The organism is Scopulibacillus daqui, assembly GCF_016908855.1.
GTDB lineage: Bacteria > Bacillota > Bacilli > Bacillales > Sporolactobacillaceae > Scopulibacillus_A > Scopulibacillus_A daqui.
The window spans coordinates 139,142-163,550 of sequence record NZ_JAFBER010000005.1 but is presented as its reverse complement, the minus strand read 5'-3'; the positions used below and the strand labels follow the sequence as shown (position 1 = coordinate 163,550).

Genomic DNA, 24,409 nt, shown 5'->3' with positions numbered 1-24,409 from the left:
ATCCCGAGGGTGTTCACCAGACTATAATAAAACGCAGAAAGGTTGTGATAACGGCCCTGATGATGGCATTAAATGCAAAGCTTAAGTGAAAGCTGGGGTGATTAAAACCGCTTGCTGTCTTTTTTAAAACGAATCATGAACAAAGTTATAAGGAAATCAAAAGCTTTGCCCGCTAATTGTACTTCCCCTGCAGCACCGCCTGCCAAAATCTCTTTTCTATTTAATCAAGATCTGCAAAAAATTTTGTATGGCCGCCGCCTTTTATTAGATGAAATCCCGCTTCCGAAAGATTTAATTAATGAACATGCGGCTCATGGATATGTAAAAATTGATCGGGCTGTCAACCATCGCCCTCTGACATGTAAACGCTGCAGCAACCATTCACTGCGTCTTTTTTACGCTTACCGATGCGCAAAATGCGGTCAAATGTGTTATTATTGCCGCCGGTGTCTGAAGCTTGGGATTGTAAAATCTTGTTCATCGCTTGTAGAATGGACAGGCCCGGCGCCGGATGTTTGGAAGCCGGACAGCCAATCCCTTTGTGAATGGAAAGGTGAATTATCAGAGGCGCAAACCATAGCTGCCTCAGCCTTGCTTGAATCCGTAAAGAGGCAAGAAAACTTTTTGGTCTGGGCTGTTTGCGGATCAGGAAAAACCGAGCTGCTTTTTCCGGCAATTAATGAAGTGTTATCGCAAAACAAAATAGTGGCCATTGCTTCGCCGAGAACCGATGTCGTTCTCGAATTAGCCCCGCGCATCCGTCAAGCTTTTCCTCAAGTGCCAATCAGCGTATTATACGGCGGCAGCAGAGAACGCCGTCATCCCGCTCCCTTTGTCCTCTCAACAACCCATCAGCTGCTGAGATATAAGAATCACTTCGACCTTATTATTATTGACGAAGTCGACGCCTTTCCTTTTAATTACGATCCGATGCTGGCTTTTGCGGCAAGACAAGCCCTTAAACCGTCTTCTCCCCTCGTCTGCCTGACGGCGACACCTTCCCGTGAATTAAGAGAAAAATATTTATCTAAATCTTTAAACGGTATAAAGATTCCAGTCCGATTTCATGGTTATCCTTTGCCGGTGCCTGAATCCAAGTGGGTTGGCCACTGGCGAAAACAAATAAAAAAAGGTAAATTAAGTCCAGTTTTTTTAAAATGGTTAAATCAGCGTGTTGAATTGATGCATCCTGTATTTGTTTTTGTTCCGTCTGTCGAAGTGCTTTATATGATAGAACCGATAATCAAACAAGCATCAGCAGCCGCAGTCGGCGGCGTTCATGCGAATGATCCAGACCGTCATCAAAAGGTGATGGACTTCAGAGAGGGGCGCTTGCAAATATTAGTAACCACGACGATTCTTGAACGCGGTGTAACGATTCCCTATGCTGATGCTGCTGTATTCGGTGCGGACGATGATATCTTTGATGAACAAGCCTTAGTGCAAATATCCGGGAGGGTCGGCCGGGATATGAACCATCCGACGGGATCGGTCATTTTTTTCCATTATGGTGTAACGCTTGAGATGACAAGAGCTGTAAAGCATATCTTAAATATGAATAAGGAGGGGCAATTGTAATGGGGTATTGCCTATGGTGTCATCAAGCCTTTCAACCGAAAATTGGCTTTCGGTCATTCTTTTCAATCGATATTCATACAGGATTTTGTTCCATATGTTATAAGCAGCTGCAGCCTATTGATGAAAGGGAGTGCTGCAGGATTTGCGGACGGCATTTAAAACTCATAGATGCCAAATATATTAAAGACGATGTTTGCCGTGATTGCCGGCTCTGGGAAAATAGTGAATGGCGGGGCTTATTATGTAAAAATCGCTCCCTTTACGTTTATAACGATTTTTTAAAAGAAGTCGTAAAAGCCTTTAAATTCCAGGGAGACGTCGCGCTTGTACACGGCTTTAAAACAGATGTCTGCCGCTTCTATAAAAAGCACTTTAGGAATGCGGTTGTTGTACCTGTACCCTTAAGCTTTGAAAGGCTCGCAGAAAGAGGCTTCAATCAATCGGAACATATAGCTGCACTTATTGAAAAGCCTGTCTGCCATGGCTTAATACGGGCCATTCATGAAAATAAGCAAAGCAAGAAAGGGAGAAAAGAGAGAATGGCGCATCGGGAAAATCCATTTAAGGCCAATCAAAAATTTAAAGAACGCCTTGAAGGTCAAAGCGTTCTTCTCATAGATGATATTTATACGACAGGTGCAACCATCCGGATGGCTGCTGAAGCATTGCGGATTTTTAAGCCAAAAGAAGTTAATGCTTTAACGCTTGCCAGAGGAGCGTAACTGCTATCCGATGATTAGTTGTAGCTTATCGCTTGACTGCCCATTTGTTTCCATGCAGCTATAAAGTCATCCCGGTCGGCTTTTTCATTTTTCTTCCCTAACGGATTGTTAAAGTAAATATATTGGTCGTCAAAACCGGTAATCAGAACAGCATGTTGATAGTATGTCACTTTTACTTTGCCGTCCACTGTGTCCCATGTACGGAATTGGCCGTCAGGAAGTTTTTTGAATGTATAATTGGTAATAGCGACAACAGGGTGACCTTTTATAATTTGATCAAGGACTTTGTCAAAAGATTCGCCTGACAAGTCGATAATTCGATTTGGCATATATGTTTCTGCTAATCTGGCAAGCGGTTCGTGGTAGACGCCAAGACCGGATTTGCTGAATGTTTTTATATTGCCTACAAAACCATCGTGCGGATTTCCGCGATAACCATCCTTCATAAATGGAACCTTGTCAATATTATTGGCTAGAGTCATTTTATTGACTTTAACGCCCGCGTAATTAAGCATCATGGCAAGGCTTGTCACTTCACAACCCCTGTCTAATTGAGGCTGTTGATGAATCAGCGGTGCATTTAAAATATATTTACGCTGCCCCAGATTCGATTGCACCGAATGAACCATGGCTACTGGCTGGCTAGTAGCTTCGGTGTTTTTAAGATTCTTAGATTTTTCCAGAGCATGGCGAGGATCAATTTCAAAAATGATCAAAGCAAAAATAATAATAATAGTTAACGGAAAAAATACCATCCAAAATCTCTTAAAAAGTTTCATGCTCATCCCCTTCCACAATATTATTTTCATCGTTGTTGTTCTTTCTGTCAATCCATAAGGGAAATTGTAAATAAAACTTACCTGGCGATAACTATAAAAGCTAAGGCATGAGATCGTTAAGCAGCTGTGCCGAATGTTTATTAAACGGCGGAGAGATGAACAAAAAAGAAGAGATTGCGTGTTTAGGAGTGTCATATGTGGCTGAATTATTTAATTGTAAAAACTGCGGAAAATTATATGTCAAAGTCGCGGCGTCTGTTTGTCCGACGTGCCGGAAAGACATTGACCGAAAGTATGACGTTGTCTATAACTTTATTTGTCAGGAAGGAAATCGCCAAGCGACAGTTATGGAAGTGCATGAAGCAACTGGTGTAGAGGAGTCGCTGATTTATGATTGGGTCAAGGAAGGAAAGTTAAAACCGGCTGATTTTGTTAATTTAAATTATCCGTGCCGTTCGTGCGGACAAATGATTCAGTCGGGAACCCTTTGCGGCAATTGTTTTAGACGGCTGTCACACGAAGTGAAAGTTTATGAAAAACAGCAAGAAACAAAAGAAAATCTTTCAAAAGACGATGATTATGCGAATGTATAGACTTGGCTTGCTGCTAGCCAAGTTTTTTTGCGGATCTTGTTCTTGGTATAATTAAAGGCAGCCATTATTTCGCCGATATAAATATTAGAAAGAACGACTCAAGTTATCAAAAAGAGGTGAGTCATCGATGAAAATTGACGCCTATCATGGCATTCAAAAATATCAATCTTACCAAAAGCAATCGGAGAGGAATAAAGAACTTTTCAAAAAAACGCCTGAACAAGACCAAGTAGAAATATCTTCTAAAGCCAAACAGCTACAAAAAACATCTGATTTTGAAGCGCAGAGAAAAGAAAAAATAGCGAGATTAAAGGCTGAAATTGACAACGGCACATATAAAATCAAACCTGAAGAAATAGCTAAGAAACTCTATGATTTTTGGAATCGATAAAAAGAAAGCGCCCCAAAGGAGGAACAAGCAGGCTGCTGCCGAAAGTTGGGGCGTTTCTCTGAATATGCCGGGAGCCAAGAAGCATAGAGAAAAAGGCTAGAAAAACTGTTTGCTGTAAAAGGGACCGGAGCGATTGCGGCAAGCAGCAAGCAGATTGCCGGTAATGCTTCTCTGGCCTGTTGAGCATCATGCTGTAAAAAGGTGGCCAAAAGATGGTTGAAGAACTTATCAAAACACTGAAGGCAATGATAAATGAATTTCAGACGCTTAATCAACAGTCAGAAATGAAAATGCAAGCCATTAAGAACGGAAATGCTGAGCAGCTTAGTCAAATAATCAAACTTGAAGAAGCTGTCCTTCGCCGGATTGAACAATTGGAAAAGACCCGGGAAGCCCAAATTCTCAGAATAGTAGAAAAATCGCATTTGCCTGCTGATTCTTCCCTGTCTTTTTCCAGTCTACTAGCCTGTGTCCCCTTTATATTTCAAGATCAGCTTAAGCGTTTACGGCTTGAATTAGTTCAGCAAATAGACCAACTAAAAGGAAAAAATGATTTGAACCAGCAGCTCATCCGGGAATCATTGCAATGGATTCATTTGAATCTCCATTTACTCAAACCTCAGTTAACATTAGAAAATTATCAGCCGTCCGGAAAAGGCAGCCGACAGGAGCCGGCATTAGCCCGGATTGATTCCCGGGTTTAGTTATAAAGTTATAGAAGCAAAATGCAGTGCTTATGTGCTTATTTCAGACCTTGAGTAAAATTACGTTTCATCACAGCTTGCAGTCAAATAGAAGTATGGCTTGCCGCTTCGTCATGGCGCTTTTCAGAGCAGCATCTTAACTTACTCTGCCTGGCCAGACGGAAGCTTACTTAAGAATGGGAGGATAAACAAATGGTATCAACGTTTGGAAGCCTTGAGACGGGCCGTCGCGGGCTAGCGGCTCAGCAAGGCGCCATTCATACAACAGGGAATAATATCGCTAATGCCAATACAGAGGGATATTCAAGGCAGCGTGTGAACTTTTCGCCGTCGAAGGCTTTTCCTCCCGCCGGGTTTGACCAGCCAATGATCCGCGGGCAGTTCGGTACAGGTGTTGATATTAAATCTGTTCAAAGGATTCGCGATCAATTTGCTGATAACCAATACAGGGACAAATTTAACCAGAATGATTATTGGGAAACAAAGAGCGGAACATTCGACCGGGTGGAAGATGTCCTAAATGAACTTTCTGATGACAGCCTATCAAAAGCGGTGGATGGTTTTTGGCAAGCGCTTCAAGACTTAGCGTCTAACCCGGAAAATACAGGCGTCCGGTCAATTGTCCGCGAACGCGGGAGAGCGTTAGCGGGAACGTTTAATCACTTGTCTTATTCGTTAGACAAAATCAAAGACGATCTTAATCAGCAAATCAATATGTCAGTACATCAAGTGAACGCTCTCGGTCAGAGAATTATTGAGCTTAATAAACAAATTGCCGAAGTTGAACAAACCGGCCAATTACCCAATGGTTTATACGACGAGCGTGATCGTTTAGTCGACCAACTGTCAGGATTGATTAATATAAGAATTGACAGAGCGGAAAGCGGCGGCAATTCTTCTGCACTCGCGGAGGGGAAATATACAGTTGTATTGCTGGATGAGGATGGTCATGAAGTTGGTGCGTTTATTGACGGTGAACGCAATAAATTGAATGAGCTGTCAGTCAATGCTGCAGACAAAGGGGGCCAAGCGAACGTTAGTCTTTCCCTGGGAGGCCTTGATATTAGTGGAAAGCGTGTTCCCGGAAAGCTTCAAGGGCTGATTGAGGGGTATGAAAAGGATCTTCCCGATTTAACAAGGCAGCTCGATGATATGGCTTATACATTGGCCCAGGCTTTTAATAAGGTTCATGAACAGGGGGAAGGTCTTGAAGGTTCGAAGAAGGGTGTTGATTTTTTCAGCGGCATCGATCAAAAGGACGGTGCAGCGAAAAATATCAAGATTTCGGACGACATTGAGAATTCCTTAAATAACATTGCCACCCGGAAGCCTGAAGCACCCATCGGCGATAACTCAATTATTGACAGCTTGGTGAAAGTTTTATCAGATCAGACATTAACTTTTGATGATGGAACAAAAGGGACGCTTAAAAGCTATATACAAAGCATGATCGGCAATCTTGGCGTGAATGTTCAAACGGCGCAGCGCATGGCCAAGCATACAGATATTCTGATGCAAAATGCAGATCAGCGGCGCCAGTCGGTCAGCGGAGTGTCTCTTGACGAAGAAATGATCAACTTGATCCAGTATCAACAGGCTTATACAGCATCAGCAAGAATGATTAATGTTGTCAATGACATGCTGGATACCCTTATCAACAAAATGGGAGTGTAGGTGATTGTAATGCGTGTCACGCAAGGAATCATGTCACAAAATATATTAAGGCAGCTTGGCAATGGCTATGAAAACATTGCTAAATATCAACAGCAGCTCGCTTCAGGAAAGAAAGTCTCCCGTCCTTCACAGGATCCGGTCGCAGCGGTTATAGGAATATCATATCGTCGTGATGTACATCATGTTGAACAATTCAAAAGGAATCTTTCAGAAGCACGAAGATGGCTGGATGCCTCAGATAGCGCCCTTGATCAAGTCACCAGCGTTCTTCAAAGGGTTAGAGAGCTGACCGTTGAAGCAAGCAACGATACGTATAATATCGATCAGCGTAAAGCGGTTAACGGTGAAATTGACCAGCTTAAACAGCAGCTTGCGGCTATCGGCAACCAGCGGGTCGCCGGCAAATATATTTTTAACGGTCAAAGAACGTCGGAAAAACCATTAAGCGTCAACGAAAATGGTGAAGCCGCCGGCGAACCGCCAACATATATTAGTCATGTCGATGTCACCTTCAAAGGCGCCGATCCGCAAACAAACCGCTTTTCAGTTGAAATCAGCGACGGTACTTATATTGATATTAATGTTGATCCGGCCACAGTATTTACCCAGGGGTTATTTGATGATTTGGATGCCCTTCAAAAGAAACTGCTGGACCATTCGTCTTCAAGCGAAGATATCAGCGGTTTTTTAAGCAAAATTGATCAGCATCTTGACGAAGTGATTGCAGCGAGATCGGAAGTCGGCGCCAAAACAAACCGGGTTGACTTGTTTGTTAACCGATTAGAACAGCAAGAGGAAATCGCTGAAAAAGCTATGGCAGCAAATGAAGATGCGGAATTTGAAGAAGTGATTATTCATTTGGCTCAACAAGAAAGTGTTTACCGGGCTGCCCTTTCAGTCGCGGGGAAACTCATCCAGCCTTCGCTGGTTGATTTTATCAAATAAATGATGTCTGTGTATGAGAGGGTGTCCTAAAAGCCTAGCTTTTGAGAGGCACCCTCTTATCTTTATTTTAAAAATGATGTCAGACCAAAATTAAAGGGACTTATTGCTGATTAGGATTAGGACAGTAAGAAAATGATGTCTTCTGCGAGAAAGAAGAGATTTAAGGATTCGTGAGGTATAAGTATTAGAAGGAATAAGTCGGTCGAGTTGAAAAATGAGCTATGAGGAAGGTTTAGATGATGGATCTGTGCCTACACCTTTAGGGGTTTTTGATCCGGCCTCTTCAATAGTAAAAGCACGATAAGGTAAAACCGTAACGCTAAACTGTCGAATGATCTTTTGGCATACTTAAAATGATTAAGAAATGCAAAATCTATTAAACAATTTTCCTCCTAAACCGATATATATAGTGAAACAACAATAGACAGGGCGCGTCTTACTATTGTTACACCACACGGATGTGGACTACTTAATTTTCAAGGAGGAAATGAAAATGATTATTAATCACAACATTCCGGCGCTAAACGCTTACCGCCAGCTGTCCATTAACAACAGCAATACGCAAAAGGCTTTAGAAAGGCTATCTTCAGGTTTGCGTATTAACAGAGCGGCTGACGATGCAGCAGGTCTTGCCAATTCCGAGAAAACCCGTGCACAAATCAGGGGGCTTGAGCAGGCTCAACGCAATGCCCAAGACGGCATTGCGCTTCTTCAAACAGGTGATGGCGCTTTAAATGAAACCCACAGCATACTTCAAAGAATGCGTGAATTAGCTGTTCAGTCAGCCAACGATACAAATACAACGGAAGACCGCAAACAGATTCAACTGGAAGTAGATCAACTGGTTGATGCTATTAATGACATATCTAAAAATACTGAATTTAGCTCGCGGAAATTATTTGACGGAAATTTTAAAATGATATTCCATGTCGGGGCAAATCAGGACCAAAATCTTTCCGTTCAATTAGATAAAATGGACGCAGCGACTTTATTAAAGGGTACAAATAAACGAGTTATTGGTCAGGCTGCTACAGCAAATATAAGTGTGAAAGATGCTTTCGGTTACGATAGAAAATTTAATAATGTAAATGTTTTAAAGGAAAATAATGTTAATAAAGCTGTATTCATTAATGATGGCTATTATGCTTTGGATGATGTTTTGGCTGTTAGCTTACCTAACAATACCCATAAACTTCAAGCAAAAAGCGGCGCTAAGCCCCTTGTTTCAGTTTCTAAACCATTTGCTGATGGAACAAATGTTACAGCTGTTACAGATTCAAAAGGTGGTGGCATTGATATTTCATCTAGCCAAGATGCGGCCAATAGAGCTATTACAGTTATAAACGATGCTATTAAAACCGTCTCAACACAAAGGTCTAAAATCGGTGCTGTTCAAAACCGCCTAGAACACACTATAAATACCCTTGGAACATCTATCGAAAATTTCACCGCATATGAATCTCGTATAAGAGACGCTGATATGGCCAGAGAAATGATGGAATTTACGAAAAATAATATCCTCACTCAGTCGGCTCAAGCCATGCTGGGTCAGGCTAATCAGCTTCCGCAAAGCGTCCTTCAATTGCTTCGTTAAGTTGTTTGCAAAAAATGATAATTTTAAAGTCTGAATAGTCTTTAACAAAAATGAGGTCATGGATAACCATGGCCTTTTAATATTTTTTTAATAAGAATCAATGTTCCCCGCTTTTCAATTTTAAATATCTGAAGGATAAGGGAGGATAAACTCAATGGAAATTAAAACAAAATATTTAGGCATACAAACGATAAAACAAGAAGATATCATTGCGTTCCCAAACGGTATACCGGGTTTTTTAGAAGAAAAGCAATTTGTTGTACTGCCGTTTGCGGAAGGCGCGCCTTTTCACATTTTACAATCGATAAAAACGCCTAACGTTGCTTTTATCGTCGTTCCGCCTTTTATTTTTTTCAAGGATTATCAATTTGAGATACCAAACAGCCTTGCGGAACAACTCAATTTTCAAAGCAATAGGGATGTTAACGTTTATTCGATTGTCACAGTTAAAGAGCCGTTTGAAACATCAACCATCAATCTATGTGCGCCGGTTCTTATTAATTCTAAGCAGCAAATTGGCAAGCAGGTTGTTTTAAATAATGATAACTATAAAATCAGACAGCCGCTTCTGCAAAATCAATCAGCAGGTCAGGAGAGATAATATGCTTGTATTGACGAGAAAGCCGAACGAATCCCTCATGATTGGAGATAATATTGAAATACAAATTCTTGGCGTAGAAGGAGATCAAGTAAAGCTAGGCATTAAAGCTCCAAAAGATATAGATATTCACCGCAAGGAAATCTACTTATCTATTCAAGAGGAGAACAGTCAAGCCGCTAAAGCTAAACTGCCGAACGGTCTTCTGGAAGACTTAAAATTATTACAGAAATGATAAATCTATTAAACAATGCCTAACGAAAACCGATATGTAAATTATAAGAACAATAGAAAGGGCGCGCCTTACTATTGTTTCAGCCACACGGATGTGGATTACAGTTTTCAAGGAGGAAAATTTAAAATGATTATTAATCACAACATTCCGGCGCTAAACGCTTATCGCCAGCTGTCCATTAACAACAGCAATACGCAAAAGGCTTTAGAAAGGCTATCTTCAGGTTTGCGTATTAACAGAGCGGCTGATGATGCAGCAGGTCTTGCCAATTCGGAGAAAACCCCGTGCGCAAATCAGAGGGCTTGAGCAGGCTCAACGCAATGCCCAAGACGGCATTGCGCTTCTTCAAACAGGTGATGGCGCTTTAAATGAAACCCGCAGCATACTTCAAAGAATGCGTGAATTAGCTGTTCAGTCAGCCAACGATACAAATACAGCGGAAGACCGCAAACAGATTCAACTGGAAGTAGATCAACTGGTTGATGCTATTAATGACATATCTAAAAATACTGAATTTAGCTCGCGGAAATTATTTGATGGAAATTTTAAAATGATATTCCATGTCGGGGCAAATCAGGACCAAAATCTTTCTGTTCAATTAGATAAAATGGATGCAGCGACTTTAAAAGTAGCGTCCGAAAGTTCAATTGTATATAAAGCTGGTATAATGGACTTTACGATGAATCAAGGAACCAGCAACGAAAAAACGTATCGCAAAACAAATGTGATGGGGATTTTAGATCCGAATAATCCGGCTAAAATTAGTATAGGTGCTGTATTTATTAATGATGGTTATTATAATATAAATGATATTGAAGAGATTGATGATAAGGGGATACGTCAACTCCAAGCAAAAGCTGGTGCTAAACCTCTTTTTCGGTTAGGTCCGCTTAATAGAGGACAAGAACTTAGAGTTATAAAAACAGCCGGTATTGATATTTCATCTAGCCAAGATGCAGCCAATAAGGCTATAACAGTTATAAATGATGCCATTAAAACCGTCTCAACACAAAGGTCTAAAATTGGTGCTGTTCAAAACCGTCTAGAACATACTATAAATACCCTTGGAACATCTAGCGGAAATTTCATCGCATATGAATCACGTATAAGAGACGCTGATATGGCCAGAGAAATGATGGAATTTACAAAAAATAATATCCTCACTCAGTCAGCTCAAGCCATGCTGAGTCAGGCTAATCAGCTTCCTAAAGGTGTCCTTCAATTGCTTCGTTAAGTGAATCTGGTTAAAAAATTGACGGTTTAAGTTGATGAATAATCATCACTTTGCAAATTTTAATATATTAAAAATTAAGGGTCATGGGAAAACCATGGCCTTTTTAATATTTCTGAAGGATTAGCATTTCAGTATCTATGTTACTTATTTTCTAAAGTATTTCCTCATTGATTTTTATCAATAGTAATGTCTTAATATATACTCTTTATTAACTAAGACTAATATCCGATATAAAATATAAAAGCTTGAGAGGTGTTCAATATGATAGGAAATCCTATGAGAATTAGCGGATTAGCGAGTGGTTTGGACATAGATGCCATGGTAGACAAATTAATGCAGGCTGAGCGGAAGCCGCTTGATAAGATGAAGCAGGATAGGCAGAAGCTCGAATGGCGGCGGGATGATTACCGTGATATAAATAAGCGGCTTGATGAATTAAGCAAGATAACTTTGGATATGAGACTGCAATCGACGTATTTGACTAAGAAGACATCCTCGTCCGATGATTCGAAAGTAACGGCAACGGCAAGCGGCAATATTGGAAACGCGGCATATACATTATCCGGAGTTAATTTGGCGACGTCAGCGCATAACGAAAGTACGGAAAGAATTGCTGATAAAGACTTTGATCCAAATAAGAGCCTGAGTGAGATGCGAGACAAATTCCAGCCTCCGTTAGACCCAAAGGGTTCAATAAGTTTTAAAATAACAACTTATGACCAAGAAGGAAAGCCGGTTGAAAAAGCGTTTGATTTTGACCAATCAACCTCTTTAAATCATATTTTAAAGGAAATAAACAGATCGAATTTAGGCATTAATGCTTTCTATGATCATTCAACCGGCAAAGTTTCATTTACACGGACAGATACCGGGAATATGAACGAAAACGGCCCGGAAATGGCATTCTCGGGCGATTTTCTAACAGATACCCTTAAATTGGACTCAAGCAAAGAAGCGGGCGGCAAGGATGCATCTTTTATTTTGAATGGCCTTCAAACAACCCGCCATTCCAATTCTTTCACCGTGAACGGCGTAACCTTTAATTTAAAAAATAATATGACGAATAACGAAACAGTAACGATAACCGTTGAAAACGACACGGATGCTGTTTATCAAAAAATCACCGATTATATTAATAAATATAATGAAGTGATGAACACCATAAACGAAAAAATTTCAGAAGTGCCGAACCGTGATTATCCGCCCCTAACTGATAATCAGAAAAAGGAAATGAAAGATGATGAGATTAAGCTTTGGGAGAATAAGGCGAAAAGCGGCATGCTTCATAACGACAGTATTTTATCAAGCCTGCTTGCTAAGATGCGGACGGCTTTTTACAGTCCGGTTACAGGTGTCGATTCAAAAGCGGACCAATTGGCGAAAATCGGTATTACTGCATCTAACGATTATAAAGACAATGGCAAATTAATCATCGACCCGGATAAGTTGAAGCAGGCGATTGCTGATGATCCGCAGGGAGTGATGGCGCTTTTTACTAAGAACGGAGATGATTTTCACTCTAAAGGAATCGCTAAGCGTCTGGATGATGATATTAAGGAAGCCATGAATCAAATTAAACAAAAAGCCGGGAATGCGGCGATGGTTGACAGTCGATTTTTGTTAGGTCAAAGGCTGGAACATTTAAATGATAGAATTAAAGCTTTTCAAAATCACTTAAACGATGTTGAGAATCAATATTATAAGCAATTTAACGTAATGGAACAGGCGATTGATCGAGCGAATCAGCAGGCAGCCTTTATACAGAATCAGTTTGGAGGCGGAGCATAATGAGCAGGGGGTCAATATCATGTCTCTAAAGCCGCAGGAAGCCTATCAGCACAATTCTGTAACGACAGCTTCACCCGGTGAATTGACGTTGATGCTGTATAACGGTTGTCTTAAGTTTGTTAAGCAAGGCAAAGAGGCTATGATCAATAAAAACATTCAAGCGAAGAACGAACAGCTGATTAAGGCGCAAAATATTATTTATGAATTAATGGCAACACTCGACCGCAGTCAACCTATCTCTGAAAATATTTTGCCGCTTTATGAATATATTTGTCATAGGCTCATAGAGGCAAACATTACAAATAACCCTAAAATTTTGGATGAAGTGGAAGAGTTAGTCACGGAATTTCGAGATACATGGAAGCAAGTGATTAAACTGAACCGGAAGGAAGCCTATTCAGAAGGCAGGCGGGCGTAATGTCAGCTGTCTATGACTTATATATAACGACTCAAAAGTTGGATAAAGCCATTGAAATCTATCGGAAGAAGCAGGAAAATCGGGAGAAGACAATATCTATTATTAAATGTCTGCTGGATGATCGTGAAAAGCTGATAGCCGTTCTGCCGAGTCATTATACTCAGAAAGAAAAAATATGGGGTCAGGAAATGGTTAAAGTGAACGAAAGAATTAACAAAGGGTTAACCTGCATTTTAAATGACATTAAGGACGATCGCCTTCAGCTGAAGAGAAAACGGGAATTTTCGAATAAGTATTACAGTGTATATCAAGGTATGTCAACCGATGGCGTGTTTCTGGACAAGAGAGAATAGGCTGTTCGGAAGGCGCGGTCAAATGCATAGAAAATATCCCTTCTTTACTTCAGAACCTTTCCAAAATTCAATATGTTTTGAAGGGATATGATTAGGGTATAACGAATATATATATAAACGAAAGGAGGAGTTCTACATGAATTTTAACATTCGTGGTGAAAACATTGAGGTGACTCCCTCTCTAAGAGATTATTCTGAGAAAAAGGTGAAGAAGTTGGAGAGGTATTTTGATTCACCGCCTATATCAGATGTTCACATTAATATGCATGTTCATAATAATGAACAGGTCATCGAGGTTACAATTCCAATGCAAGGACTTCTCTTAAGGGCAGAAGAATCCCATGAGGATTTGTATGCCGCAATTGATTTGGTGGTTGAAAAGCTTGAAAGACAAATTCGTAAGTATAAAACTAAGATGAATCGCAAACAGCGACAAAATACTCGTGAACAACAGTTAAATAAACTTTACAATGGTTCAGCCACTGTTACATATACGGAGGTGGATGAAGAAGATACGGATTTTGAAGTTGTCCGAAATAAGCGTTTTAATCTTAAGCCGATGGATACTGAAGAGGCGATTTTACAGATGGACATGCTTGGACACTCATTCTTTGTCTTTACCAACGCAGAATCCGGTGATACTAATGTTGTTTACAAAAGAAAGGACGGTCGCTACGGATTGATTGAACCCGAATGATATAAATGATAGTTTATAGGGTTAAGCATCCGAGCTTATTAAATAATGGGAATAAACCATCGCCTATCGGGCTATTGTTCGATAGGCGGTTTTATTGTGTTTTTTACTTGAGTTGAGATTTCTACAGCTGCGTCTGAAGGCCCTTTTCCGCAAATGATAACTCTCGGCAGCATACCTGTTTTCGTGGAGGCAATGATCATATTAAGGGCAGCGGCTTTACTCTTAATTGTAAACCTCAACTATAATTGTTAAAATAGTAAAGTGTCAACGTCTATCTCTAAAATGAGGTGTATAAACCATGATGGGATTAATAAAAAAAGTTCTCGGAGATCCGGGACTTAAGAAACTGAGCAAAATAGAGAAAATTGCTCGTAAAATAGATGATATGGAAAATAAATATAAATTGTTAAGCGACACTGATTTACAGGCAAAAACGGAAGAGTTTAAAAAGCGTTTGAAAAACGGAGAAACGCTTGATGATATATTACCTGAAGCGTATGCGGTTGTCCGTGAGGCAGCAGCTCGCGTTTTGAATATGCGCCCTTATTTTGTTCAGCTTGTCGGTGCTATTGCCCTGCATGGAGGCAATATCGCCGAAATGAAAACAGGTGAGGGTAAGACGCTGGTGGCAACGATGCCCCTTTATCTAAATGCTTTAGAAGGAAAAGGCGTACATCTTGTGACAGTCAATGACTACTTGGCATCGCGTGACGCTGAACAAATGGGAAAACTCTTTAACTTCTTAGGCCTCACCGTTGGTCTGAACGTCCCGGGCATGTCTGAACAAGAGAAGAAAGAAGCTTATACGGCTGACATTACTTACGGAACGAACAATGAGTTTGGTTTCGACTATTTGCGTGATAATATGGTGCTTTATAAAGAAGAAATGGTTCAGCGCCCATTGAATTACGCGATCATTGACGAAGTGGACTCTATTCTTATAGACGAAGCGCGTACACCGCTCATTATTTCCGGAACAGCCGAAAAATCAACAGATCTATATGTACGGGCGAACCAATTCGTTCGTATTCTAAAAAAAGATGAAGATTACACCGTTGATCTTAAGACAAAGTCTGTCCAATTAACAGAAGAAGGCATGACGAAAGCCGAGACTTTCTTTAAAATTGATAATTTGTTTGATTACAGCAATGTGCAATTAAACCATCATGTTCATCAGGCGCTTAAGGCTCATGCCATTATGCACCGTGATACTGATTATGTTGTTCAAGACGGGGAAATTGTCATTGTCGATCAATTCACAGGCCGTCTAATGAAAGGCCGCCGTTACAGTGAAGGATTGCATCAAGCGATTGAAGCCAAGGAAGGTCTGCCTATTCAAAGTGAAAGCAAGACATTGGCAACCATCACATTCCAAAACTACTTCAGAATGTATCAAAAGCTTGCGGGAATGACAGGTACGGCTAAGACCGAAGAAGAGGAATTTCAAAGCATATATAATATGGATGTTATTGTTGTTCCAACCAACAAAGAAGTTGTTCGCATTGACAAGCCGGATTTGATTTATAAAACAATGGAAGGCAAGTTTCGTGCGGTTGTGAATGAGATTGTTCGCGCCCATAAAACTGGACAGCCTGTGCTTGTCGGTACGGTTGCGGTTGAAACGTCAGAGTTGATTTCTAAGATGCTGAAAAAGCGAGGGATTCCGCACAATGTTCTAAATGCGAAAAACCACGCCAAGGAAGCTGAGATTATCGAGAATGCCGGTCAAAAAGGCGCCGTTACAATTGCTACTAATATGGCCGGACGCGGTACAGACATTAAGTTAGGTGAAGGTGTCCGCGAGCTCGGCGGATTATATATTATTGGCACCGAACGTCATGAATCACGGCGGATTGATAATCAGCTGCGCGGCCGTTCAGGACGGCAAGGCGATCCCGGCATGTCGCAATTTTATCTGTCAATGGAAGACGAATTAATGCGCCGCTTTGGTTCAGAACGGATGCAAAGCATGATGGATCGGTTGGGAATGGCAGATGATCAGCCGATTGAAAGTAAAATAGTCAGCCGTTCGGTTGAATCGGCACAGAAGCGTGTTGAGGGCAATAACTTTGATGCTCGTAAGCAGCTTCTGCAATTTGACGATGTTATGCGTCAGCAGCGGGAAATTATTTATAAACAGCGATTTGAAGTCCTTGATTCCGATAATCTTCAAGAAGATATAGAAGGCATGATTCATTCGGTCATTGAAAGGCATGTTCGTGCCCATACCCCTGATGAGGAAGTGCCTGAAGAATGGGATTTACAGAAGATCGCCGACTATATCAATGCCTTGATTTTTGTAGAAGGTGAAATCACAAAAGACGATTTAAAAGGCAAAGAGCCTGAAGAAATGATTGAACTTCTTTATGAGAAGGCATTAAAGAAATATGATAAAAAAGAAGAAGCGTTTACGGAAGAACGTTTGAGAGAGTTTGAACGCGTCATTACTTTGCGGGCAGTTGATACGAAATGGATGGATCATATCGATGCAATGGATCAGCTTCGCGAAGGCATTCATCTTCGTGCATACGGGCAAATTGATCCGTTCCGCGAGTATCAAATAGAAGGCTTTAAAATGTTCGAAGAAATGGTTGCTTCCATTGAGGAGGAAGTTGTTAATTACTTGATGAAGGCTGAAATAGAAGGCAATATTCAGCGAGAAAAGGTTGCTGAAGGACAAGCGGTTAATCCGCAAGATGAGGAGCAGCCAAAGAAAAAGAAAAAAAGTCCTATAGTCAAATTAAACCGCGTCGGCCGCAATGACCCTTGTCCATGCGGGAGCGGGAAAAAATACAAAAATTGCCATGGGAAGTAGGGATAGATATGGAATTAGCTGATATTAAACATGAACTATCGGAGATGAAAGAGCGTCTCCAAGAGTTTAGGGGGTCTCTTTGACTTAGAAGAGAAGCAAGCCCGGATTACAGAATTAGAAGAAAAAATGTCAATGCCGAATTTTTGGGATAACCAAAATGAAGCACAAAAAGTCATTAATGAGGCGAATGGCCTTAAAGATAAAGTCAATGCTTTTAAAAAGATCGAAGAAGGCTACGGCGACCTTGAAGCGGCATATGAACTTGTAAAAGAGGAAAATGATCAAGAGCTTCAGCAGGAGCTGGAAGCCGATTTAAAGGATTTGCTGAAAGCTTTCGGCGATTTCGAGCTGACACTGCTATTAAGCGATCCGCTTGATAAAAATAATGCTATTTTAGAATTGCATCCTGGAGCCGGCGGTACCGAATCCCAGGATTGGGCATCAATGCTGCTTCGCATGTACACGAGATGGGCTGAGAAGAAGAACTTTTCCGTTGAAACGCTGGATTACTTGCCAGGTGAAGAAGCCGGCATCAAAAGCGTGACGCTGCTGATTAAAGGATATAATGCATACGGTTATCTGAAAGCTGAAAAAGGTGTCCATCGCCTCGTTCGGATTTCGCCGTTCGACTCATCCGGCAGAAGGCATACTTCATTTGTTTCCTGTGAAGTGACGCCAGAGATGGACGAAGATGTAGAAATTGAAATTAAGCCTGATGAACTTAAAATTGATACGTACCGTTCTAGCGGAGCCGGCGGACAGCATGTCAACACCACTGATTCGGCAGTTAGGATTACTCATTTGCCGACAAATACGATTGTCACGTGCCAATCGGAACGTTCACAAATCAAAAATCGCGAAAAAGCGATGAAAATGTTAAAAGCTAAGCTATATCAAATGGAAATTGAGAGGCAAAAAGCTGAGCTTGATGAAATTCGCGGTGAGCAAAAAGAAATCGGCTGGGGAAGTCAGATTCGTTCTTATGTTTTCCACCCGTATTCAATGGTAAAAGACCATCGGACAAATGTAGAAACTGGCAATATCCAAAGTGTCATGGACGGCGAACTCGATGAATTTATCGATGCTTACCTGCGGTCTCAGCTATAAAAGCAATAACCCGGAACGGCTAAGTTCCGGGTTGTTGACGTTGCTCATGTTTCATTATCGGACAATGTGGAATCGATCTGTGTTGTATCATTGAAAAAGGATAAATGTTGCTCAATACTGTTTCTATCCTCCGGGAATATATTCATTTCCGGATTTAAAACTGTATTCATTTGGATTTCGGCCTTTAAGATATTTTCTTTTCTGTTGCTTGACATAAGCAGACCTCCCTTACGAAATCATGTGATTTATTCCTCTATTTTTGATGGAAATGAGTTACACAGCGTGTCGGATGACCAACTAAAGTTTTTTCTTGGATTGTTGGGCTTACTGGAGATAAGAGTGAAAACGGGTGTGCACGGTGCGAAGTTTAGGGTATTTATGCACACGGTAACATCGAGGAAATGGTTGTTTGATTTGAAATTAGGCAGCTGCCTATGCATTTGGGCGTTATCACCAGTTAAGTTTTTTTATATTGTATGATCAAAGCAGAAAAATGTGATCGCTGCATGTATAAAAGTCCCGCTTTTATTTTATGAAATAAGTTCAATCTTTATACTTGCTTATTTTTTTGCGCTGGGACGCAAGGTCAGGTTTTTCATTAAATAATAAGCGGCTTTTAATTTTTTTAATGAATGAAAATGCCGGCATTTTTGGCTTAACTTGCCGATTATCGGTGTTATAATAAGTATTGAATAGCGAATTCCGCCTTATTAACGATGGATGAGATGTTAAGTAAGGAAGGCGAACCTTTCCAATAGTCTAAATCATTTTGCGTTAACAAACGGGACGAACTTATCACTTTTTGAACATCGTCATATCAAAGATGGATGTTGCATATAGATTACTATCCAAAGCAACTAGACAGGTTGTGTATGGGACACAATTTTCAAAGGCATCGCATCATCAAGAGGTGTGATGCTTTTTTTAAGGGGTGTCGAACATGAAGTTCAGCGGTAAAATTGTTGCCTTGCTTATTGTCATATCTATAATCATTGGGGCGGGAGGATCGTATGCCGCTGTCAGTTTATACGATAAGCATAAGCAAAGCGGACAAGGCAATAACGAAAATATGTTATCTGACAGTGAAGCGCAAAAAATCATTGCCATCCATGATATTATAGAAAAAAATTATTATAAAAAAATAGACGGGGACAAGCTTTATGAAGGCGCGATTAAAGGGATGATTGAAGCGTTGAATGATCCTTTTTCAAGTTATATGGATCCGGAGAACGCTAAAGAGTTCACACAATCACTTTCATCATCTTTTAAAGGCATCGGTGCAGAAGTTCAATCGTCAAATGGGAAAATAAGCATTGTTTCGACGATTAAAGGTTCACCAGCCGAAAAAGCAGGGTTAAAACCCAACGACCAAATTATTGCTATTGACGGACAAACAACTGAAGGTTTAAGCATCAATCAAGCCGTATCTAAAATTAAAGGCAAAAAAGGGACGGTTGTTCATCTTCAAGTAAAAAGGCCGGGTGTTTCCCATACATTATCCTTTAATATTAAGCGTGATGAAATTCCATTAAGAACCGTTTATTCAAAGATGATGAAACAAAATCAAAAGCATATTGGCTATATTAATATTACATCATTTAATGAAAGAACCGATAAGGAATTTAAGGATGCCCTAAGCAAGCTGGAAGATAAAGGCATGGACGGGCTGATTATAGATGTAAGAAATAATCCGGGCGGCTATTTGCAAGCTGTTGAACATATTGCCGATCAATTTATTACAAAAGATAAACCGATTGTACAAATTGAAGACCGGCATGGCAGACGGCAAAGTTACCATTCTTCATTAGAAAAGAAGAAGCCGTATCCTATCGCTGCACTGATTGACGGCGGAACAGCATCGGCTTCAGAAATATTATCAGGCGCGTTAAAAGAAGCCGGCGGATACCCGGTTATTGGCACAAAGTCATTTGGAAAAGGAACCGTCCAACAGGGCATTCAAATGAAAGATAGAAGCGAACTTAAATTGACAACCTTTAAATGGCTAACGCCAGATGGACATTGGATCCACAAAAAAGGCATTGAACCAACCATTAAAGTTAAACAGCCTGAATATTTTTATGTCTCACCGTTATCTATTGATAAAGGCGAGGCATTAGGATATAATCAAACAAGCTCCAAAATTAAGGATGCACAGATGATGTTAAAAGGGGCAGGATTTGATCCTGGCCGGGAGGATGGCTATTTTGATAAACAAACAGTTACAGCCGTCCGCGCTTTTCAAAAGCGGCATCACCTTCCAGTTACAGGCTCAATTAATCAACAAACAGCAGGCCTGCTGCAGCTGAGCATACTTAAAGCGATTAAAAACCCTGATAATGATTTACAGCTGAAAGCCGCCTTGCATGTTGCAGCCAAAGAAAGTGGAAAATGATTAAAACGGCAATCAATAATATCTTCGCAGTTTCGCGAACAGAAAAGGTAAAAAAGTAATATTTCCCGAGAAATAAAAGGGAATTTGTTCAACTATGTCGAAGGATATTCGTGTAACATTCACGGATATCCTTTTTTCTTATTCATTCGCCAGTTTTCTATATTAATGTATAATAGTTATAGTATGAAGTTTTTGTACGTTAGGCAGTGTCAATTGGCAGCAAACGTCATCGGCGCCTTTTTCAAGCTGCAGCTTCTCTGCCCGTGCCTTCTTTAGCTTTTGTACATAACATGTCCGTTTTGCTTGACTAAATTCAAGTTCATTTGGAGGAATGTTAAATGGTCATAGATATTTTGAAAGGGATATTAACTCTTTTTTATAATCCATTATTCTATCTGTTATTAATTGGGCTCGGTTTATTTGGGTACCAACGTGTCAGGAGGGAACGCGTTTCCTTCGGGGTTAAAGTATATGGTATGTTCAATAATGTTTTTTCGATATTTATCCCAAGCTTTATTGTCGGTTTGATAGGGACTGCCGTGCTGCTTGTGACAGGTGTGTCTGTCCCTGCCGGCATGATTGTGCTTATGGTTATTTGCCATTTATTGATCATGCTGACGCTTCAGCTGAGGTATTTGTCTCCAGCGATTATTTTAGGAATAACCATGATCATCAGTGACATCATTCCTCAATTTAAAACAGGCGTTTCGTTAATTGACGGCTGGTTGAACGATATTCACCATGTGTCTTATTTTTCATTTGGTGTGTTATTTATAGTCAGTTTATTTATTGAAAGTGCACTTGTTCTTATATGGGGGCATAAGCAAACCTCACCGCGAATTATCAACAGCAAGCGCGGCAAGAAAGTAGGCGCGCATGAAGCCAGTCACATATGGATCGTGCCATTGTTTTTTCTCGTGCCAATGGCCGGAAGCGTCCATCATTATGGCTGGTGGCCGCTTAGCCAAGGAACGAATTTCGGCTTTGTGCTCTTTCCATTAGGTGTTGGCTTGCAGCAGTTAATCACTTACACTCTGCCGAAAAAAGCGGTTAAAGACACAGGTATTTGGCTGCTGGCAACCAGTGCAGTCACAGCTGTTATCATTGGTGCGGGCATTTATTGGCATGTGAAAGCTTTGCTGATTATTGGAGCGGCATTTGCGATTATCAGCAGACTCTTCCTTATATTTGTACACCATTACCAGCTTGAAAAGAAACCTTTCTTCTTCTCGACAAAGTCTGACGGCCTGATGATCATCGGCGTTATTCCAGGTTCACCTGCCGACCGTATGAATTTAAAAGAAGGAGAAATCATTAAAAAAGTAAATGATCAGACTGTATTATCGGAAAAAGACTTTTATCACGCTTTGCAATTGAATGTCGCGTACTGTAAGATTGACGTGGCTGATGTCAACGGAGAGCTTCGGTTTGAAAGAGGCTCTGTTCATGAAGGAGACTATCATACCATCGGTTTATTATTCTTAGAATCGGATAGAAGAAAACGGTATTTGAAATCGAAAACCCAATAACATCCCAAGCCGAATCCGCCGCAGGCCATTTGGCGACAGCGATGTCAAAAATAGGGAAAGGGCTTGTCTGATAAGTCCTTAAAATGAAGCAAGTGGAGAAAAACGAATTGTTTTTCTCCACTTGCTTTCAGTATGTTGTGGGCTAAAACCACAATCCTAAACTATAAAACTTATGTTTTGTTACATAAAGCGGATTTTATAGGATACAAAACTTTATACACAGTTTTACTCCGCATACTTATAAACATCCGGTCTCAGGTTTTCAAAAATTGGGATGTTTTGTTGTTGTTTTGCTACTTTCTGTATATCGATTTCTGCCGTTATGATCGCTTCTTGGTTGCCCGCTTCTTCTACGATGTTTCCGTTTGGATCGATGACGATTGAATGCCCCGCGTATGTGTTGCCGACATGATTTTCATTATTAACGTCCCCAACACTGTTACATGCAATGACATAGACACAATTTTCTATGGCTCTTGCTTTCAATAGTGTTCTCCAATGATCTATGTTTTTTGTAGTCCACTGCGCAACATAGAATATGATTTTGGCTCCTTGAGACGTTGGGAAGCGTGTAATTTCCGGAAAACGCAAGTCGTAACATATAATTTGACTCGCTTTGATACCATTAATTTCAAATACTTCTGGAACTTCATCCCCGCCAGTTAAATACAGATGTTCATCTAACATCGGCACGAGATGTATTTTATCTTTTTGATAGAGTAGCTTACCCGTTTTTGATACCGCAAAGGCTGTATTATAAATGTTGTCATTGCGTTTATTTGAAACTGAACCTGCAATCATATCCACGTGATGTTTGGCTGCTAAACCTTGGATAAAAGGAAGGCTTCTTGTTAAATTGATATCTGCCTTTTCTGCTAAATGGTGTAAATCATAACCGTTATTCCACATTTCAGGTATCACAACAATCTCAGTATCTGCATCGAGATTTTCTTTAAATAAGGCTTTTATACGGCTTTCGTTTTGCTCAACTTCTCCTTCTATAATCTCAATTTGAAATAATTGTATTTTCATTTTTCTACCTCCTATTCATATCTAAATTTATAAATGGCATATAACTCATCATTGTATTTAACATCTTCGCCATGTGATGAAGATATGATAGAGGGTTTAATTTCATCTATAACTTGCCCGCTATTAATATTTTCGTCCATATCAACTGTGAACTTTTGAATTGGCGGGTGTAAGGTTTCAGCATGAGAAATGAACAAGTCTCCAGTTAACAATACATTGTCATCTTTATGATGGTATATCACATGCCCCGGAGTATGACCGGGTGTTAAATATATGTCTAGGGGTAAAGTTTTAATGATATTGTCACTTAAACCTTCAACTTGATGTTCAACACCTGTTGTTTCCTTTTCTGTTTTGTTTGGGTATGGCTTTTCACCATTGATAAACGGAATTTCAATTTCGTGCGAGTATATAGGAATGTTTAATTCATCTCGTAAATACTTGGCACCATTAATGTGGTCCAAATGACCATGTGTCAGTAAGATACTTTTTGGAACACCTAAAGATTTTGCTGCATTCAATTGCGTACGTGCATAGTCTTTCATTCCGGTATCAATGATATAAACATCCTTACCATCAACCACGTACCATGTATTGATTTTGACTGGTATCCCAACGACGGTTTCATAAGTAAGTTTATAAACATGTTCAGAGATTTGAACAAATTCCAATTCATACACCTTCTTCTTATTTATTTGATATGATTAGTTTAATAAGTGAAAAAAGGTGTAACAAGAAGGCACATTTTTGTTACTGCCCATTGAGGTGAGAAAATGTCAGGCTTTAAAAGCGATCAATATGGTACTTGTACATTTACTGTAAAGCAAGCTTGTCCAATTGAATTAACAATGCATATTTTTGGTGGTAAATGGAAAGGCATCATTTTATCTTTATTGTCGCAGTCACCAATGTATTACAATGCAATGCGACGTGAAATACCGGGTATAAGCCAACGTATTCTTACACTGCAACTTAGAGACCTCGAAAATGATGGGATCATTGAAAGAGAAGAAACAAACGATAACCCTAAAAAGGTTTTATATTATTTAACAGCTCTTGGAGAAGATTTTGTCCCAATACTTAAATCTATAGAGACATGGGGCAACGCTTATTTATGTAAAAAGAATGAACATAAAAGATCTTAAATTTTTGTTTTAGTTGACTTGATGATTATGATAAGAACAAAGAAACGTTCCTCTAAAATTTTCCATTTCATTATGAAAAGAACATA

26 protein-coding genes are annotated in these 24,409 nt (G+C 40.1%); 21 read left to right on the top strand and 5 right to left on the bottom strand.

What is annotated here, in order from left to right; translation table 11 throughout:
* Positions 1 to 135: 135 nt before the first annotated feature.
* Together JOD45_RS06105 and JOD45_RS06100 are read left to right on the top strand one after the other, a co-directional pair.
* Positions 136 to 1,578, top strand: coding sequence for an ATP-dependent helicase ComFA (locus JOD45_RS06105; protein WP_205002983.1), 1,443 nt, complete (start codon positions 136 to 138; stop codon positions 1,576 to 1,578).
* Positions 1,578 to 2,300, top strand: coding sequence for a ComF family protein (locus JOD45_RS06100; RefSeq protein WP_205002982.1), 723 nt, complete (start codon positions 1,578 to 1,580; stop codon positions 2,298 to 2,300). Before JOD45_RS06105 ends, JOD45_RS06100 begins: the two co-directional genes overlap by 1 nt.
* A gap of 14 nt (positions 2,301 to 2,314) precedes the next feature.
* Here JOD45_RS06100 and JOD45_RS06095 read toward each other — a convergent pair whose 3' ends face one another.
* Positions 2,315 to 3,079: a C39 family peptidase gene (locus JOD45_RS06095; RefSeq protein ID WP_239549108.1), complete on the bottom strand. Its 765-nt coding sequence runs from the start codon at positions 3,077 to 3,079 to the stop codon at positions 2,315 to 2,317.
* 197 nt (positions 3,080 to 3,276) lie between these two features.
* Here JOD45_RS06095 and JOD45_RS06090 point away from each other — a divergent pair, with 197 nt between their 5' ends.
* From JOD45_RS06090 to hpf, 14 genes are all read left to right on the top strand, one after another.
* Positions 3,277 to 3,672, top strand: coding sequence for a hypothetical protein (locus JOD45_RS06090; RefSeq protein ID WP_205002981.1), 396 nt, complete (start codon positions 3,277 to 3,279; stop codon positions 3,670 to 3,672).
* Positions 3,673 to 3,799: 127 nt separating this feature from the next.
* The gene (flgM, locus tag JOD45_RS06085; RefSeq protein WP_205002980.1) at positions 3,800 to 4,063 is read left to right on the top strand and encodes a flagellar biosynthesis anti-sigma factor FlgM; all 264 of its coding nucleotides are present in this window, start codon (positions 3,800 to 3,802) and stop codon (positions 4,061 to 4,063) included.
* A 212-nt stretch (positions 4,064 to 4,275) separates the two neighbouring features.
* Entirely contained in the window at positions 4,276 to 4,767 is a 492-nt protein-coding gene (flgN, locus tag JOD45_RS06080) for a flagellar export chaperone FlgN (protein ID WP_205002979.1), read from the top strand.
* A 192-nt stretch (positions 4,768 to 4,959) separates the two neighbouring features.
* The gene (flgK, locus tag JOD45_RS06075) at positions 4,960 to 6,441 is read left to right on the top strand and encodes a flagellar hook-associated protein FlgK (protein WP_205002978.1); all 1,482 of its coding nucleotides are present in this window, start codon (positions 4,960 to 4,962) and stop codon (positions 6,439 to 6,441) included.
* A 9-nt stretch (positions 6,442 to 6,450) separates the two neighbouring features.
* The gene (gene flgL, locus JOD45_RS06070) at positions 6,451 to 7,386 is read left to right on the top strand and encodes a flagellar hook-associated protein FlgL (RefSeq protein WP_205003008.1); all 936 of its coding nucleotides are present in this window, start codon (positions 6,451 to 6,453) and stop codon (positions 7,384 to 7,386) included.
* A 493-nt stretch (positions 7,387 to 7,879) separates the two neighbouring features.
* Positions 7,880 to 8,980, top strand: a complete 1,101-nt coding sequence (locus JOD45_RS06065) for a flagellin N-terminal helical domain-containing protein (RefSeq protein ID WP_205002977.1) — start codon at positions 7,880 to 7,882, stop codon at positions 8,978 to 8,980.
* Between the two features lie 154 nt (positions 8,981 to 9,134).
* Positions 9,135 to 9,581, top strand: a complete 447-nt coding sequence (fliW, locus tag JOD45_RS06060) for a flagellar assembly protein FliW (RefSeq protein ID WP_205002976.1) — start codon at positions 9,135 to 9,137, stop codon at positions 9,579 to 9,581.
* Between the two features lies 1 nt (position 9,582).
* Positions 9,583 to 9,813 carry a carbon storage regulator CsrA gene (csrA, locus tag JOD45_RS06055; protein ID WP_205002975.1) on the top strand — a complete coding sequence of 77 codons (231 nt, stop codon included), beginning with the start codon at positions 9,583 to 9,585 and terminating at the stop codon, positions 9,811 to 9,813.
* Between the two features lie 126 nt (positions 9,814 to 9,939).
* Complete coding sequence (locus JOD45_RS16930; RefSeq protein ID WP_205002974.1) at positions 9,940 to 10,119, top strand: flagellin N-terminal helical domain-containing protein; 180 nt, start codon at positions 9,940 to 9,942, stop codon at positions 10,117 to 10,119.
* The gene (locus tag JOD45_RS16750) at positions 10,061 to 11,047 is read left to right on the top strand and encodes a flagellin N-terminal helical domain-containing protein (RefSeq protein ID WP_420825885.1); all 987 of its coding nucleotides are present in this window, start codon (positions 10,061 to 10,063) and stop codon (positions 11,045 to 11,047) included. The genes JOD45_RS16930 and JOD45_RS16750 overlap by 59 nt, the downstream gene beginning before the upstream one ends.
* A gap of 261 nt (positions 11,048 to 11,308) precedes the next feature.
* Positions 11,309 to 12,835: a flagellar hook-associated protein 2 gene (locus JOD45_RS06040; RefSeq protein WP_205002973.1), complete on the top strand. Its 1,527-nt coding sequence runs from the start codon at positions 11,309 to 11,311 to the stop codon at positions 12,833 to 12,835.
* A 19-nt stretch (positions 12,836 to 12,854) separates the two neighbouring features.
* The gene (fliS, locus tag JOD45_RS06035; protein WP_205002972.1) at positions 12,855 to 13,253 is read left to right on the top strand and encodes a flagellar export chaperone FliS; all 399 of its coding nucleotides are present in this window, start codon (positions 12,855 to 12,857) and stop codon (positions 13,251 to 13,253) included.
* On the top strand, positions 13,253 to 13,606 hold the full coding sequence (locus tag JOD45_RS06030; protein ID WP_205002971.1) for a hypothetical protein: 354 nt from the start codon (positions 13,253 to 13,255) through the stop codon (positions 13,604 to 13,606). Before fliS ends, JOD45_RS06030 begins: the two co-directional genes overlap by 1 nt.
* A 136-nt stretch (positions 13,607 to 13,742) precedes the next feature.
* Positions 13,743 to 14,303: a ribosome hibernation-promoting factor, HPF/YfiA family gene (gene hpf / locus JOD45_RS06025; protein WP_205002970.1), complete on the top strand. Its 561-nt coding sequence runs from the start codon at positions 13,743 to 13,745 to the stop codon at positions 14,301 to 14,303.
* Positions 14,304 to 14,374: 71 nt separating this feature from the next.
* On the opposite strand, the gene JOD45_RS16745 is transcribed toward hpf, so the two are convergent.
* A complete protein-coding gene (locus JOD45_RS16745) occupies positions 14,375 to 14,503 on the bottom strand; it encodes a hypothetical protein (RefSeq protein WP_275583927.1) in 129 nt (42 codons plus the stop codon).
* A 98-nt stretch (positions 14,504 to 14,601) separates the two neighbouring features.
* Here JOD45_RS16745 and secA point away from each other — a divergent pair, with 98 nt between their 5' ends.
* Positions 14,602 to 17,118, top strand: coding sequence for a preprotein translocase subunit SecA (gene secA, locus JOD45_RS06020; RefSeq protein WP_205002969.1), 2,517 nt, complete (start codon positions 14,602 to 14,604; stop codon positions 17,116 to 17,118).
* Positions 17,119 to 17,126: 8 nt separating this feature from the next.
* Positions 17,127 to 18,225, top strand: a protein-coding gene (gene prfB, locus JOD45_RS06015) for a peptide chain release factor 2 (protein ID WP_205002968.1) whose coding sequence is annotated in 2 segments (ribosomal slippage) — positions 17,127 to 17,198 and positions 17,200 to 18,225 — 1,098 coding nt in all. Because the reading frame shifts where the segments join, the coding sequence is not laid out codon by codon here.
* A gap of 44 nt (positions 18,226 to 18,269) precedes the next feature.
* On the opposite strand, the gene JOD45_RS06010 is transcribed toward prfB, so the two are convergent.
* A complete protein-coding gene (locus tag JOD45_RS06010; protein WP_205002967.1) occupies positions 18,270 to 18,440 on the bottom strand; it encodes a hypothetical protein in 171 nt (56 codons plus the stop codon).
* Between the two features lie 725 nt (positions 18,441 to 19,165).
* Between JOD45_RS06010 and JOD45_RS06005 the strand changes: the two genes are divergently transcribed.
* On the top strand, positions 19,166 to 20,617 hold the full coding sequence (locus JOD45_RS06005; RefSeq protein WP_205002966.1) for a S41 family peptidase: 1,452 nt from the start codon (positions 19,166 to 19,168) through the stop codon (positions 20,615 to 20,617).
* 338 nt (positions 20,618 to 20,955) lie between these two features.
* Positions 20,956 to 22,146 (top strand): PDZ domain-containing protein, encoded by a 1,191-nt coding sequence (locus JOD45_RS06000; RefSeq protein WP_205002965.1) that lies wholly within the window; start codon positions 20,956 to 20,958, stop codon positions 22,144 to 22,146.
* Positions 22,147 to 22,371: 225 nt separating this feature from the next.
* Here the strand turns inward: JOD45_RS06000 and JOD45_RS05995 are convergent, their stop codons facing one another.
* Together JOD45_RS05995 and JOD45_RS05990 are read right to left on the bottom strand one after the other, a co-directional pair.
* Positions 22,372 to 23,178 (bottom strand): carbon-nitrogen family hydrolase, encoded by an 807-nt coding sequence (locus tag JOD45_RS05995; RefSeq protein ID WP_205002964.1) that lies wholly within the window; start codon positions 23,176 to 23,178, stop codon positions 22,372 to 22,374.
* Between the two features lie 11 nt (positions 23,179 to 23,189).
* On the bottom strand, positions 23,190 to 23,849 hold the full coding sequence (locus JOD45_RS05990) for an MBL fold metallo-hydrolase (protein WP_205002963.1): 660 nt from the start codon (positions 23,847 to 23,849) through the stop codon (positions 23,190 to 23,192).
* A 102-nt stretch (positions 23,850 to 23,951) separates the two neighbouring features.
* On the opposite strand from JOD45_RS05990, the gene JOD45_RS05985 reads away from it, so the two are divergent.
* Positions 23,952 to 24,323 carry a winged helix-turn-helix transcriptional regulator gene (locus JOD45_RS05985; RefSeq protein WP_205002962.1) on the top strand — a complete coding sequence of 124 codons (372 nt, stop codon included), beginning with the start codon at positions 23,952 to 23,954 and terminating at the stop codon, positions 24,321 to 24,323.
* Positions 24,324 to 24,409 lie beyond the last annotated feature (86 nt).

Coding starts and splice junctions, on each gene's coding strand:
- JOD45_RS06030 (WP_205002971.1), top strand. CDS start 13,253: ATGTCAGCTGTCTATGACTTATATATAACGACTCAAAAGTTGGATAAA.
- fliW (WP_205002976.1), top strand. CDS start 9,135: ATGGAAATTAAAACAAAATATTTAGGCATACAAACGATAAAACAAGAA.
- JOD45_RS06095 (WP_239549108.1), bottom strand. CDS start 3,079: ATGAAACTTTTTAAGAGATTTTGGATGGTATTTTTTCCGTTAACTATT.
- JOD45_RS06065 (WP_205002977.1), top strand. CDS start 7,880: ATGATTATTAATCACAACATTCCGGCGCTAAACGCTTACCGCCAGCTG.
- flgN (WP_205002979.1), top strand. CDS start 4,276: ATGGTTGAAGAACTTATCAAAACACTGAAGGCAATGATAAATGAATTT.
- JOD45_RS06040 (WP_205002973.1), top strand. CDS start 11,309: ATGATAGGAAATCCTATGAGAATTAGCGGATTAGCGAGTGGTTTGGAC.
- JOD45_RS05985 (WP_205002962.1), top strand. CDS start 23,952: ATGTCAGGCTTTAAAAGCGATCAATATGGTACTTGTACATTTACTGTA.
- JOD45_RS16750 (WP_420825885.1), top strand. CDS start 10,061: ATGATGCAGCAGGTCTTGCCAATTCGGAGAAAACCCCGTGCGCAAATC.
- csrA (WP_205002975.1), top strand. CDS start 9,583: ATGCTTGTATTGACGAGAAAGCCGAACGAATCCCTCATGATTGGAGAT.
- JOD45_RS06010 (WP_205002967.1), bottom strand. CDS start 18,440: ATGTCAAGCAACAGAAAAGAAAATATCTTAAAGGCCGAAATCCAAATG.
- flgL (WP_205003008.1), top strand. CDS start 6,451: ATGCGTGTCACGCAAGGAATCATGTCACAAAATATATTAAGGCAGCTT.
- JOD45_RS06105 (WP_205002983.1), top strand. CDS start 136: ATGAACAAAGTTATAAGGAAATCAAAAGCTTTGCCCGCTAATTGTACT.
- JOD45_RS06005 (WP_205002966.1), top strand. CDS start 19,166: ATGAAGTTCAGCGGTAAAATTGTTGCCTTGCTTATTGTCATATCTATA.
- JOD45_RS16930 (WP_205002974.1), top strand. CDS start 9,940: ATGATTATTAATCACAACATTCCGGCGCTAAACGCTTATCGCCAGCTG.
- secA (WP_205002969.1), top strand. CDS start 14,602: ATGATGGGATTAATAAAAAAAGTTCTCGGAGATCCGGGACTTAAGAAA.
- flgK (WP_205002978.1), top strand. CDS start 4,960: ATGGTATCAACGTTTGGAAGCCTTGAGACGGGCCGTCGCGGGCTAGCG.
- JOD45_RS05995 (WP_205002964.1), bottom strand. CDS start 23,178: ATGAAAATACAATTATTTCAAATTGAGATTATAGAAGGAGAAGTTGAG.
- flgM (WP_205002980.1), top strand. CDS start 3,800: ATGAAAATTGACGCCTATCATGGCATTCAAAAATATCAATCTTACCAA.
- JOD45_RS16745 (WP_275583927.1), bottom strand. CDS start 14,503: ATGATCATTGCCTCCACGAAAACAGGTATGCTGCCGAGAGTTATCATT.
- fliS (WP_205002972.1), top strand. CDS start 12,855: ATGTCTCTAAAGCCGCAGGAAGCCTATCAGCACAATTCTGTAACGACA.
- hpf (WP_205002970.1), top strand. CDS start 13,743: ATGAATTTTAACATTCGTGGTGAAAACATTGAGGTGACTCCCTCTCTA.
- JOD45_RS06000 (WP_205002965.1), top strand. CDS start 20,956: ATGGTCATAGATATTTTGAAAGGGATATTAACTCTTTTTTATAATCCA.
- JOD45_RS06100 (WP_205002982.1), top strand. CDS start 1,578: ATGGGGTATTGCCTATGGTGTCATCAAGCCTTTCAACCGAAAATTGGC.